The 13,586-nt window shown below is 58.5% G+C and carries 8 protein-coding genes and 3 rRNA genes (1 of these 11 only partly in view); 6 read left to right on the top strand and 5 right to left on the bottom strand.

Going from position 1 to position 13,586, the window contains the following annotated elements; all coding sequences use genetic code 11:
- Positions 1–16 precede the first annotated feature (16 nt).
- On the top strand, positions 17–361 hold the full coding sequence (locus ACVI9W_RS13145) for a hypothetical protein (RefSeq protein WP_038605348.1): 345 nt from the start codon (positions 17–19) through the stop codon (positions 359–361).
- 37 nt (positions 362–398) lie between these two features.
- Here the strand turns inward: ACVI9W_RS13145 and lapD are convergent, their stop codons facing one another.
- Together lapD and lapG are read right to left on the bottom strand one after the other, a co-directional pair.
- A complete protein-coding gene (gene lapD, locus ACVI9W_RS13140) occupies positions 399–2,345 on the bottom strand; it encodes a cyclic di-GMP receptor LapD (protein ID WP_157190704.1) in 1,947 nt (648 codons plus the stop codon).
- 10 nt (positions 2,346–2,355) lie between these two features.
- Positions 2,356–3,018: a cysteine protease LapG gene (gene lapG / locus ACVI9W_RS13135; protein ID WP_408635414.1), complete on the bottom strand. Its 663-nt coding sequence runs from the start codon at positions 3,016–3,018 to the stop codon at positions 2,356–2,358.
- Positions 3,019–3,320: 302 nt separating this feature from the next.
- Here lapG and ACVI9W_RS13130 point away from each other — a divergent pair, with 302 nt between their 5' ends.
- The 5 genes from ACVI9W_RS13130 (at position 3,321) to ACVI9W_RS13110 (ending at position 10,327) form a co-directional block, all read left to right on the top strand.
- Positions 3,321–4,013: a GntR family transcriptional regulator gene (locus ACVI9W_RS13130; protein WP_461530215.1), complete on the top strand. Its 693-nt coding sequence runs from the start codon at positions 3,321–3,323 to the stop codon at positions 4,011–4,013.
- A 643-nt stretch (positions 4,014–4,656) separates the two neighbouring features.
- The gene (locus tag ACVI9W_RS13125) at positions 4,657–5,433 is read left to right on the top strand and encodes a DUF3050 domain-containing protein (RefSeq protein WP_461530214.1); all 777 of its coding nucleotides are present in this window, start codon (positions 4,657–4,659) and stop codon (positions 5,431–5,433) included.
- Positions 5,430–6,377, top strand: a complete 948-nt coding sequence (locus ACVI9W_RS13120) for a diiron oxygenase (RefSeq protein WP_461530213.1) — start codon at positions 5,430–5,432, stop codon at positions 6,375–6,377. The genes ACVI9W_RS13125 and ACVI9W_RS13120 overlap by 4 nt, the downstream gene beginning before the upstream one ends.
- Positions 6,374–9,829: an amino acid adenylation domain-containing protein gene (locus ACVI9W_RS13115; RefSeq protein WP_461530212.1), complete on the top strand. Its 3,456-nt coding sequence runs from the start codon at positions 6,374–6,376 to the stop codon at positions 9,827–9,829. Before ACVI9W_RS13120 ends, ACVI9W_RS13115 begins: the two co-directional genes overlap by 4 nt.
- 30 nt (positions 9,830–9,859) lie before the next feature.
- Positions 9,860–10,327, top strand: a complete 468-nt coding sequence (locus ACVI9W_RS13110) for an SRPBCC family protein (protein ID WP_461530211.1) — start codon at positions 9,860–9,862, stop codon at positions 10,325–10,327.
- Positions 10,328–10,389: 62 nt separating this feature from the next.
- Here the strand turns inward: ACVI9W_RS13110 and rrf (ACVI9W_RS13105) are convergent.
- The 3 genes from rrf (ACVI9W_RS13105) to ACVI9W_RS13095 form a co-directional block, all read right to left on the bottom strand.
- Positions 10,390–10,505, bottom strand: a 5S ribosomal RNA gene (gene rrf / locus ACVI9W_RS13105).
- 110 nt (positions 10,506–10,615) lie between these two features.
- A 5S ribosomal RNA gene (gene rrf / locus ACVI9W_RS13100) occupies positions 10,616–10,731 on the bottom strand.
- A gap of 138 nt (positions 10,732–10,869) precedes the next feature.
- Positions 10,870–13,586: ribosomal RNA gene (locus tag ACVI9W_RS13095) — 23S ribosomal RNA — on the bottom strand; it runs 173 nt beyond the window's last position.

The following is a 13,586-nucleotide window of genomic DNA, read 5'->3' as shown; positions in this document are numbered from 1 at the left end:
TTCAGAGGGATACCCCATGTTCTACGTGCAACGCGATGCACAGGGCCAGCTAGTCCGGGTAGAGGCCGCACCCTACGCCGAGTACACGGAGATGCTGCCGGCCGATCATGCCGAGGTTCAGGACTGGTTTGCCGACGACGTGGTCGAGAACAGCCTCAAGCAACTCAAGCAAAGCGACCTGGACATGATCCGGGTGCTTGAAGACCTGATTGAAGTACTGACCACCAAAGGCGTGATCAGCATCACTGACCTGCCACCCGGTGCTCAGGCCAAGTTGCTCAGCCGCTCAAATGCCCGCCAGGTGCTGGGCGGGCTGACCAACCTGATCGATGACAGCGAAGAGAACGGCGGCCTGATCTGAATAGTGCAGGCCCGCTGCGGGCCTGCAGCCGCTTGCCTCAACGCCAGGGTGCAGGTTCGCCCACCAGACGTCCTTGAACGCCCTGGATGCCCATCTCGCGCAATACTTTCAGCTCACCTTCGGTTTCGACCCGCTCGGCAATCAGCGGCAGGTCGATGCTGTGTGCTGCGCGCTGGATCGCTTCGATGAACAGGCGCTTGTGGCGCTCCTGGTCGATAGCACGAATGTAGCTGCCGTCGATCTTCAGGTACGCCAGCCCCAGGTGAGCCAGGTTGCCGATCATGCTGAAGCGTCCGCCAAAGCGTTGCAGGCTCAGGCTGAAACCAAGCGCACGCAAGCGCCGGGTTAGTTGTTCCAGCACGGCCTGGTCGGGCAGCTGCTCTTCGCCGAGTTCCAGCGTCAGGCGCGGCCCCAGTGCCGGATGCTGGCCGAGCAGCTCATAAACCCGCTGCAATGCACCCGGATCGGCCAGGGTGGCTGCCGACAGGTTCAAGGCCAATGATTCGGTGTGGTTCTGCATGTGCTTGAGCACCTGCTCAAGCATCAGCACATCAAGCCGCGCCGACCAGCCGAAGCGCTCCAGCCAGGGCAGGAAACGTCCGGCGGCAATCGCCTGCCCCTGAGCATCCAGCACCCGCGAAATGACCTTGTAGTGCAGCACCTTCTCCGGCGCATCGCTGGCCACCACCGGCTGGAAGAACAGCTGAAAGCGCCCTTGCTGCAGCGCCTCATCGAGCAGTTGGTGCCAGGCATGGTGCGTATCGCCCGCCTGCGGCGCAGTACCTTGCTCCAGGCAGACCCAGCCCGGCTCCACCTGGTTCTCGGCCCGGGCCAGGGCCTCGTCTGCGAGTTTCAGCAGGGCCTGAGGCGCATCCCCCGGACTGTAGGGCGCCATGCCGATGCAGGCCACCGGCGTGACGTCGGTGGCGCCGGTGTCGGCCAGGCTCTGCAGGGTCACTTCCAGGGCCTGGGCCAGCTGCACCGCTTCTTCGTGCACCAGGCCGGGCGCCAGCACGGCGAACTCACCACCACGGCTGCGGGTGATCAGGTTGTTGGTTTCCGGATAGTTGGCGCAGGTGCGCTGCAACTGCTGGCCGACGGCCTGAAGCAATTGATCGGTGCGTTGACCACCGAGGCGCTGGTTGAGCCCGGCCAGGTCCTTGACCCGCAGCAACAGCAGGTAACCCGGTCGGGCCTCTTCGATGTTGCTGACCTGGGCGTTGAGTTGCATCTCGAAATAGCGCCGGTTGGCCAGGCCCGTCAGGCTGTCCTGATAAGACTCGACCCGTAGTTTTTCACTGCGCTCGGCCTGTTCCTTGAACAGCGCCTTGAGCTTCTCGACCATCTGGTTCATGGCCTGGACCACCCGCCGCAGTTCAGGGGTGCTCGGCAGATCGGGCAGGCTGAGGAACTCACGGCGGGCAATGGCGTGAGACTGCGCCACCATGTAGTCCAGCGGCTTGAGCTGGCGACGCAGCAGCAGGGCACCGAGCACTGCGCTCAAGGCACCACACAACAGCAACCAGCCCAGACTGCCCAGGGCGCTCTGCCACAGCTTGGCCAGGGCGAACATCGGATGGCTGACCACCTCAACCCGCGCCGCCTGCTGCCAGCCACGGCTGACAATCGCATCGCCACCGGCGGCTTCAAGGCCGATCAGGCGAATGAACCACGCCGGTACACCGTTGGCATCAGCCTCGGCATGACGCTCCACCAGCACGGCACTGGAGCCCAGGTCGATGACCTTGATGCTCGAGTAGTAACCGCTGTCGAAAATCGAACTGACCATCAGCTCGACCATCGCCGGATCATCGATGTTCGGTGTCAGCGACAGCGCCAGCGCTGTGGCCGCATCCTGGGCGTGTGAACGCAGCTGGTTGACATACTGGCTACGCGAGCTTTCCAGGCTGACCATGAAGCTGCCGCTGAACGCGACTACCAGGAACAGGCAGATGGCAAGCAGCAATTGTTTGAACAGTGACATCTGTGCTCCTTTAGTAAACCGGTTCGGCCGGGAAACCTTCGGCCTGCATCTTTTTCAATAGATCCTGCCAACGCGACAAGCGTTTGGTGTCGCCGACTTTCTTATTGCCCGCAGCACCGGTCAGCCACAGGCCTTCACCGTTGAAGGAATAGACCGGCAACAAGTCGGCACGCTCATTGGCGGGCTTGATCGCGTCCATCAGGCTGTCGAGCACCAGTGGCATGGCATTGGGGCTCGAGTAGTAGGTCAGGACCATGTGCGCGCGGTTCTGGCGCAGCGCCTTGACGTAGGTGATGCGCAGTTTTTCCGCCGGGACCCCCATGCGTCGCAGGCTGAAGTACTTGGCGATAGCATAGTCCTCGCAATCGCCCTGGCCCTTGATCAAGGCCTGTATCGGCGTTGCCCAGTAATCGACCTCACGCCACAGATCGATGTCTTCGACGTAGCGCAACTGGTGATTGAAGAACAGGTTGACCCGTTTGAGCTGCTCGGCATCGCTGCCCTGCTTTTCTGTCGCCAGCATGTTCTGCCAGGCATCTATACGGCCTTGTCCCGCGCCTAGCGGCCCGTACAGCGACTGGGCACGCCGGCTGATCTGGGAAAAATCCCAATCGGCCTGCAGGCTGCCCAACAGCAGGCAGCCGAACACCACGGCAAGGCCCAGCCGACGCATGGTCAAGTGAACAGCCCAACGTATCGCCAATGCGAAAACCTGCGCAGACCTGTGGAAAAGTATCGATGGTGCGGCCTTGCCCATTAAAAAACAATGGCACCTTGCAATCACCGCAATATCAACCAGCCTGTCTATTGGCAGCCCCCCGGCCCCAGTACGTCGGCTCGACTTCCCTTGGAGAAAAACTTCATTCACGATAGCAACTACTGCCGCAGTAGCGCGGTTTGACAAGGACTCCTGCGCTTACTAGGGTGATTGGATCCAATGATCAAAGCCATTCGACATTAAGGACAACGTAAAGCGTGACCGAAAAATCCAGACCTTTGAGCGAAATACTGGGCAGCGAGCAAGTGCCGCCGCACCTGGCTCGTAGTGTGATTGAAGAGCGGTTGCGCAGCGCCATTCTCGATGGTCGCCTGCCACCCGGCCGGGCCCTGCGCCAGCAGGAGCTGGCGACGTTGTTCGGGGTCAGCCGCATGCCGGTGCGTGAAGCGCTGCGCCAGCTTGAAGCGCAATCGCTGCTGCAGGTAGTGGCGCACAAGGGCGCTGTGGTCGCGCCGCTGATCGGTGAAGACGCCGTAGACACCTATGCGTTGCGAGTACTGCTGGAATCCGAAGCGCTGCGTCAGTCGATTCCTCTGCTCGATGCTGACGATATCGCCCTCGCCCGCAGCTACATCAGTCAACTGGAAAACGAAACCCGGCACGCTGAAATCGGGCGCCTGAACCGCCTGTTCCACATGAGCCTATACAGCAAGGCCTCGAACAAGAAGCTGCTGCACTTGATTGAAGTCGAGCTCAACGAAGAAGAACGCTTCCTGCGCTTTCACCTGTCCTCGATGGGCCTGGGTAAACTGACCCAGGACGACCACAACGGCTTGGTCGATGCAGCCAACGACAAGTCGGTCGATGATGCCATCAGGGTGCTTGAGCGCCACCTGAACACCGCAGCGAAAACCATCAAAGCCTACCTGAACAGTCGATCGGTAGAGTGATTCCGGGCCTCTGAGCTACGGACGGGCAGCCATCATCCAGGTGTGATGGCTGCCCAGACCTTCTGCCTTCCCCCCTGCCCCTTCAGCCAGACATGGCAGCGTCCGCGTTTTCGGCACACTCTAGTTCGCGCAACGACCGCTGATCGCCTTCCAGGCGGGCCAGGCCGTTTGCTCGTCCAGAACATGCAGAAGGAGCCAGTCGCCGGGCTAGGACCGATACCGATCAGCTGCCCACCGAACCAATACCCCAATAGCCCTGCCCCCAGTAGTGCTCCGAGTGAGGCATTCACTCATGCAGTTTTAATTCTGATCCTTAATTATCGGAAGGAGCACTTACATCCCAATAAAACCTTTACGGAGAGTTTTATGCAACACACTTATATTTAAAAAACATACAGCGCAAATATATTCAAGAAATTTATTGCGCCAAACTCGAAAGTTGTTCTAAGTTTTAAATCGCCAGCCACAAGCGAGCTGCAACCTGCTTGTGCACCCTGTAAACGCCTGCCGTCATGGGCCCTGGCAAAACACCCGAAGCATTTTTATCGACTTTGCAATCGAGATACTTGCTCGCCTGGAAATAGATAAAGCGCTGTAACAAATAAACAGCCAGCCAATCACCAAGTGCTGATGAGGGAACATTATGACCACGTTTGAATCGACACTGGCGCATTACAAAGAACAACTTTCCAACCATCCGATATTTGCCGAAATCCATTCACTACCGGTACTTCAACGGTTCATGGAAACCCATGTATTTGCCGTCTGGGACTTCATGTCACTGACCAAGCGTCTGCAACAGGAACTGACCTGCGTTGATCTGCCCTGGCTCCCCCCGCAAGACCCGAAAGCCGCGCGGCTGATCAATGAGATCGTGCTGGGCGAAGAGTCTGACGAGCGCCTCGAACAGGGTCATTACAGCCACTTCGAGCTGTATCTGGACGCCATGCGCGAAGTAGGCGCCAGCACCCAGGCCATCGAACGCTTCGTCAGCCTGCAACGTGAAGGCATCGACTACACCAGCGCATTGCAACAGGCCGGCGCCAGCGATGCAGCCCGGCAGTTTGTCTGCCACACCCTCGACATCGCCCTCAATGCTCCGGCGCACAGCGTGGCCGCAGCGTTCCTGCATGGGCGGGAAAGCGTCATCCCGGGGATGTTCCAGCGCATCCTTGATGACTGGGGCATTACTGGCGAACAGGCACCGACTTTTCGCTACTACCTGCAACGGCATATCGAAGTGGATGCCGAAGACCACGGCCCGGCCGCCGAGCAATTGCTCGCCCGTCTGGTCCAGCACGATCCACAACGTGAGCAGCAGGTTTACCAAGCGGCCATTGCTGCGGTGCAAAACCGTATTGCCCTGTGGGATCGCTTGCTTCTGTCGATGCGCACTCTCCAGGTCGAGGTGAGTGTATGAACGCCTCTGACTATCAGTCCTTCGCCGAGACCTGGGAGAACCGGGCGACCATCCGCACCCGGCCCAGACGCATGGTCGAGGATGATCAGCGGCTGATCTACCCGCTCAGCCGCCAGCCGCTGGTGCTGACGGCGGGTTTTCTGCGTGAATGCCCGCAGTTGCGCGACCTGGTCCTGGTGCAGAGCCTCTACAAGTTCATCAACGATGTGGTGATTTTCGAAACCGAAATCGTTGATCGCACCGCCCGCCGAATCGCCAAGGACCGCTTCGCCATCCGCTTTCCCTTCGCCTGTCGCTATGACGCGATGACAGTGGTTGTCGACGAGGACTACCACGCCTTGGTGGCGATGGATTTCATGCAACAGACCATCGCCCTGACCGGCATCGAACCGATCAGCCTGCCCGATGAAATCGAACTCAGCCGCGCCATTCCGACGGCATTGGCGCTGGCGCCAGCCCATCTACGCGACGCTCTGGAGCTGATCTGTGTCGGCATTGCCGAGAACACCCTGACCGACGACGTGGCCGCCTTCGCCCGCGATGACACGGTCAAGCCCTCGATCAAAGGACTGATGGCCGATCACCTGCTCGATGAAGGACGTCACTCGATGTTCTGGGCGCGCTTGGCGCGGATCTACTGGCAAAGCGCCGCAGAGCAAGATCACCGGTGCATCGCTGAAATCCTTCCGGTGTTTCTCGAGCAGTACCTGACCAACGAGATCCAGAAAGCCTTCGACTTCACCCTGATCGATCAGCTGCCCGTAGCCCCTTCGGTACGCCAGGCGCTGCGTGAGGAAGTGCTCGCCATGGCCTACCCGATCAATCACCAGCATCCGCTGCTGGGCAACATCCTGCGCTTTTTGCGCAGCAGCTCGATGCTCGATTCACCTTACGTGCAGCGCGCTCTAGCGCACTACCTGCCCGAGCCAAGGAGGGATTCATGAGACGTCTCGAAATTCTGTTGATCGGCGCCAGCCCGGCGCTGGCCCGTGTCTGCCAAGCGTTAGAACAACAGGGCCATGGTGTCTTCCAGGCCAGCAACGTCCAGGCATTGGCACAGCACACAAAGCAGCCTGGACTGGTCATCGAAGATGGCAGCCTGACGCTCGATTCAGCCGCCTGGCGCAACCTGCACGCGTGCGCGCTACTGAGTCTGCGTCTGGGGGTCAGCCAACTGCCCGGTCATGACCTGCCGCGGCTCGATCTGTTGTGCTGGACTGGCAGTGCCACCACCCAGCGCTTGATCGAGCGTCAGACACTGACAGTCGACTCGTCGGGCAACGGCCAGCAATTACGTGTGCAAGCAATGGACGCCCTACAGGCGTTGGTCGCCCTGCACGTCAGCCGGTTCGCCCGCAACCCTGAGCATCTGCGCGAAGCCCCGACCATCAACTCAGGGCCGTATGACCACGAGCAAAGCCTGGGCTGGCTAGAGCAGCTGGCGTTGTTTCACCGTTTCAACCAGACCACGGACCTGGCGCTGTTGGAGCAGGCCGAAGTTTCGCTGATCGAACAACTGGAGCGCAGCCTCTGTAGCCACGCGCACAAGCCAGCACTGAGCCTGGATGGCCAGCGCATCGACTATCGACAACTGCACACACAAGCCGCCGCCATCCAGCAACAACTGCTGCGTATGCTGCCTGCCGTTACCGACTCGCGCCACAGCAGCGTGATTGGTGTCTGCCTGGGCAAGTCGTCAGCGCTCTACGCCAGCCTGCTCGCCGTACTCGGTTGTGCCGCGGTGTACCTGCCGCTGGACCCAAGCCAACCGGCGCAACGTCTGAGGCACATTCTGCGCGACGCCAGGGCCAGTGCGCTGCTGCATGATGGCCAGCTCGATGCTGATGACCCCTGTCTGCCGACGCTGAACGTGCATCAGTTGCCTATCGATCTGCAAAGCCTCCCACCGCCGCTGATGCGCCAGCGCCCGGCCATGGATGCCCCCTGCGCGGCGATCTACACTTCGGGCACCTCCGGCCAGCCCAAGGGCGTACTGCTTAGCCAGCGCAACCTCAGCCACTTCCAGGCCTGGTATGCCGCGCATGTGCAGCTCAACCAGCACAGCCGGGTGCTGCAATTCTCGACCATAGGCTTCGATGCTTCGCTGCTGGATATTCTGCCGACGTTGATTTGCGGCGCCGAACTGGTGGTGCCCAGCGAAGACCAGCGACGTGACCCGCTGCAGCTGCTGACGCTGATCCGCCAGCAAGAGATCAGCCATGCCTTCCTGCCGCCCGCGCTGTTGAGCATCCTGCCACTCGATCAGCCTTTGGGCCTGAGTCACTTGATCACCGGTGGCGATGTCTGTGAACCAGCGGTGATCGCTCAACTGGCCGGACAGTGTCAGTTGCACAACATCTACGGGCCAACCGAAACCACGGTGCTGGCAACCACCCGGGTATTCCAGGCAGGCGATAACCCCCGCAACCTGGGGCGTCCCATCGCCAACACCCAAGTGTTGATCCTGGACCAGGACCTGCAGCCTGTCCTCGAGCAACAGCCCGGTGAGCTGTACATCGATGGCCCCGGCGTCGGCCTGGGCTATCTCAACAACCCTGCCTTGAGCGACGAGCGCTTTCTGCAACTGAGATTGGCCGACGGCACCAGCCGGCGTCTGTACCGCACCGGTGATATCGGCAAATGGACCGCTGATGGCATCGAACTGTGTGGCCGTCGCGACAATCAGGTGAAGATCCGCGGCTTTCGCGTCGAGCCCGAAGAGATCGAGCATTGTCTGCGCAACAGTGGATTGTTCCGCCAGCTGGCAGTGGTCATCGATGATCAACGGCGAATCCTGGTCTTCGCCGCCCAACCCCAGAGCACGCCGGATGATGTCGCCTTACGCGAATATGCCGAGCTTCATCTGCCCGACTACATGCGTCCGGCTTTCTACCAACTGCTGGCGCAGATGCCCTACACCGCCAACGGCAAAGTCGATCGCCAGGCGCTGCTGAAGCGGCCTCGGGGGCTACCACAGACCGAACAACGCCTGTCCCCGAGTAACCCCACCGAAACACGTCTGCGGGCCTTGTGGAGCGAGCTGCTGGGCTTGTCCGAAGCGGAAATCGCTACCGACGACAGTTTTTTCAATCTGGGTGGCCATTCCATCCTGCTGTCGCGCTTGCTGCTGGAGGTGCGAGAACAGTTCGGCTGCGGTATCCCGATCAACCGCTTTATCGAGATGCCGACCTTGCAACGCCTCGCGCAGCTGGTCAGCCCGCAAACACCGATCAGCAGCGCTCTCGATCCCCGGGCCGAACGCGATGCCCGTCGTGAGCTGTCACTGGTCGTTCAACCATTGGCGCGACTGGGCGATGTGCACAAGGTGATCGTCACCGGCGCCAATAGCTTTCTCGGTGTTCACCTGGTCGAGGCCTTACTGCAATGGGGTGCCAGCGAAGTGGCTTGCCTGGTCCGGCGCAATGAGCAGCAATCGGCCCATGAGCGCTTCCTTCAGGCCCTGGAAGAAAACCGGCTAAGTTCACTGGACCTGAGTCGGGTGAAGGTATTCGACGCTGACTTGCGCCTGCCGCAGCTGGGCCTGAGCGATAGCGATTACGGCTACCTCGACAGCCAGTATGGTGCCCTGTTGCACAACGCGGCGCAGGTCAACCATGTGCTCGACTACCAGACCCTGGCCGCCGACAACATCGAACCGCTGTTCGAATGCCTGCGCCTGTGCGAAGGCCGGCGCAAGAAGATCTTCAACTTTATCTCGACCTTGTCGGCCTGCAGCGCCATCGACAGCAACGGCCAGGTACTGGAACAAGAACCGGCACAAACGCCGCCCATCTATCTGCGCAACGGTTACAACCTGAGCAAATGGGTCGGCGAACGCATTCTCCAGCGCGCTCGCGCCGAGGGCGTGTGGGTCAACTTGTATCGCCCCGGGAACATCAGTTTCAACAGCCGTACCGGCGTCTGCCAACCCCAGCGCAATCGCCTGATGTTGATGCTCAAAGGTTCGTTGCAACTGGGCCAGGTCCCGGCGCTGGAGCTGAACTTCGACCTGATGCCGGTAGATTTCCTCGCTCGTTTCATCGCCTTCCACAGCAGCCGCTACCAGGCCGACCACGCCGTGTTCAACCTGCACAACCCCGAGCCGCTCAGCTGGTGCGACTACGTTCAGGCCTTTCGCGAGCACAGCTACCCCTTCGAGCTGGTCAGCGTGGCGCAGTGGCAACGCCAGTTGCGGCGAGTCGATCGGGACAATGCCCTGTTCGACGTACTGGGCTTTTACCTCGACGGCTTCGGCGAGGACATCGGCGATATCTCCAACATCCAGCACCGCAACGCCCGCGCCGGCGTCGAGCGCATGGGCGCCCGCTACCCGGCCAAGTCGCCAGAACTACTGCAGCGCGGCTGCCAGTACCTGCGCGATATCCGCTTCATCTGACCCCTTCAACCCACGCAGGAGATCCACAGCATGCAAGTACTTCAACCCGATACCTTGATCCACAATCCGCACGGCTGCCAGGTAATTGCCAGCGTCGAGATCGCCGCGGACGCCGCCAGCGTCTGGAACATCGTCGGCAACTTTGCCGGCTTCCCGGTGTTCATCCCGGCGCTTGCCCACATCGACATGACCGGCAACGGCGTACGCTCGGTGCGCAAAAAGCTGTTCAAGGACGGCAATGTGGTCATCGAGCAGCTCAATGCCCGCGACGAGCAGGCCATGTACATGACCTGGAGCCTGATCTACACCAGCCTGAACATCGGCAACCTGTGGGCGGCCATGCAGGTCGAGGCGGTGGATGAGCGCCGTGCCCGCGCTACCTGGACCATCCAGGCCGAACCTTACACAGGTGGTAGCGACGCCCTGCCGGGGTTTCAGGCGTTCCTTCAGGGCTTTGCCGATGACGCGCTGAACAATGTGCGCAACCTGCTGAGCTGAAGCTGTAGGCCAGAAAAGACAAAACCCCTGTCTGCAATGCAGACAGGGGTTCTGGAATTGAATCTTGACGATGACCTACTCTCACATGGGGAAACCCCACACTACCATCGGCGATGCATCGTTTCACTGCTGAGTTCGGGATGGGATCAGGTGGTTCCAATGCTCTATGGTCGTCAAGAAATTCTGTGTGCCGGTCCGTCTGTTGCGACGTGCCAGCGAATTCTTGATGCTTCTACTCTAAAGACAAAACCCCTACCTGCATACGCAGATAGGGGTTTCGGAATTTAATCTTGACGATGACCTACTCTCACATGGGGAAACCCCACACTACCATCGGCGATGCATCGTTTCACTGCTGAGTTCGGGATGGGATCAGGTGGTTCCAATGCTCTATGGTCGTCAAGAAATTCTGTTGCCAGAAGGTCTTGTTCAGACACTCCAGCGAATTGGGTATGTGATGATTGTGAGTCGCAAACTTTCGGTTCGTTTCGTCTTCACAACACCGCAATCTGGCCTTTCGACGCAAATTGCTTGGGTGTTATATGGTCAAGCCTCACGGGCAATTAGTATTGGTTAGCTCAACGCCTCACAGCGCTTACACACCCAACCTATCAACGTCGTAGTCTTCGACGGCCCTTCAGGGAGCTCAAGGCTCCAGTGAGATCTCATCTTGAGGCAAGTTTCCCGCTTAGATGCTTTCAGCGGTTATCTCTCCCGAACATAGCTACCCGGCAATGCCACTGGCGTGACAACCGGAACACCAGAGGTTCGTCCACTCCGGTCCTCTCGTACTAGGAGCAGCCCCTCTCAAATCTCAAACGTCCACGGCAGATAGGGACCGAACTGTCTCACGACGTTCTAAACCCAGCTCGCGTACCACTTTAAATGGCGAACAGCCATACCCTTGGGACCGGCTTCAGCCCCAGGATGTGATGAGCCGACATCGAGGTGCCAAACACCGCCGTCGATATGAACTCTTGGGCGGTATCAGCCTGTTATCCCCGGAGTACCTTTTATCCGTTGAGCGATGGCCCTTCCATACAGAACCACCGGATCACTAAGACCTACTTTCGTACCTGCTCGACGTGTCTGTCTCGCAGTCAAGCGCGCTTTTGCCTTTATACTCTACGACCGATTTCCGACCGGTCTGAGCGCACCTTCGTACTCCTCCGTTACTCTTTAGGAGGAGACCGCCCCAGTCAAACTACCCACCATACACTGTCCTCGATCCGGATAACGGACCTGAGTTAGAACCTCAAAGTTGCCAGGGTGGTATTTCAAGGATGGCTCCACGCGAACTGGCGTCCACGCTTCAAAGCCTCCCACCTATCCTACACAAGCAAATTCAAAGTCCAGTGCAAAGCTATAGTAAAGGTTCACGGGGTCTTTCCGTCTAGCCGCGGATACACTGCATCTTCACAGCGATTTCAATTTCACTGAGTCTCGGGTGGAGACAGCGCCGCCATCGTTACGCCATTCGTGCAGGTCGGAACTTACCCGACAAGGAATTTCGCTACCTTAGGACCGTTATAGTTACGGCCGCCGTTTACCGGGGCTTCGATCAAGAGCTTCGCGTTAGCTAACCCCATCAATTAACCTTCCGGCACCGGGCAGGCGTCACACCCTATACGTCCACTTTCGTGTTTGCAGAGTGCTGTGTTTTTAATAAACAGTCGCAGCGGCCTGGTATCTTCGACCGGCATGAGCTTACGGAGCAAGTCCTTCACCCTCACCGGCGCACCTTCTCCCGAAGTTACGGTGCCATTTTGCCTAGTTCCTTCACCCGAGTTCTCTCAAGCGCCTTGGTATTCTCTACCCAACCACCTGTGTCGGTTTGGGGTACGGTTCCTAGTTATCTGAAGCTTAGAAGCTTTTCTTGGAAGCATGGCATCAACCACTTCGTCGCCTAAAGGCAACTCGTCATCAGCTCTCGGCCTTAAGATCCCGGATTTACCTAAGATCTCAGCCTACCACCTTAAACTTGGACAACCAACGCCAAGCTGGCCTAGCCTTCTCCGTCCCTCCATCGCAATAACTAGAAGTACAGGAATATTAACCTGTTTTCCATCGACTACGCTTTTCAGCCTCGCCTTAGGGACCGACTAACCCTGCGTCGATTAACGTTGCGCAGGAAACCTTGGTCTTTCGGCGTGGGAGTTTTTCACTCCCATTGTCGTTACTCATGTCAGCATTCGCACTTCTGATACCTCCAGCAAGCTTCTCAACTCACCTTCACAGGCTTACAGAACGCTCCTCTACCGCGTCACCTAAGTGACACCCGTAGCTTCGGTGCATGGTTTGAGCCCCGTTACATCTTCCGCGCAGGCCGACTCGACTAGTGAGCTATTACGCTTTCTTTAAAGGGTGGCTGCTTCTAAGCCAACCTCCTAGCTGTCTAAGCCTTCCCACATCGTTTCCCACTTAACCATGACTTTGGGACCTTAGCTGACGGTCTGGGTTGTTTCCCTTTTCACGACGGACGTTAGCACCCGCCGTGTGTCTCCCATGCTCGGCACTTGTAGGTATTCGGAGTTTGCATCGGTTTGGTAAGTCGGGATGACCCCCTAGCCGAAACAGTGCTCTACCCCCTACAGTGATACATGAGGCGCTACCTAAATAGCTTTCGAGGAGAACCAGCTATCTCCGAGCTTGATTAGCCTTTCACTCCGATCCACAGGTCATCCGCTAACTTTTCAACGGTAGTCGGTTCGGTCCTCCAGTCAGTGTTACCTAACCTTCAACCTGCCCATGGATAGATCGCCCGGTTTCGGGTCTATACCCAGCGACTAAACGCGCTATTAACACTCGCTTTCGCTACGCCTCCCCTATTCGGTTAAGCTCGCCACTGAATATAAGTCGCTGACCCATTATACAAAAGGTACGCAGTCACCTAACAAGTAGGCTCCCACTGCTTGTACGCATACGGTTTCAGGATCTATTTCACTCCCCTCTCCGGGGTTCTTTTCGCCTTTCCCTCACGGTACTGGTTCACTATCGGTCAGTCAGTAGTATTTAGCCTTGGAGGATGGTCCCCCCATATTCAGACAAAGTTTCTCGTGCTCCGTCCTACTCGATTTCATGACTAAGAGATTTTCGCGTACAGGGCTATCACCCACTATGGCCGCACTTTCCAGAGCGTTCCGCTAATCTCAAAGCCACTTAAGGGCTAGTCCCCGTTCGCTCGCCACTACTAAGGGAATCTCGGTTGATTTCTTTTCCTCAGGGTACTTAGATGTTTCAGTTCCCCTGGTTCGCCTCT

This window comes from Pseudomonas sp. 210_17 TE3656 (assembly GCF_054821965.1).
The sequence above is the reverse complement of the archived record's forward strand: the minus strand, read 5'-3'. Positions and strand labels throughout refer to the sequence as shown.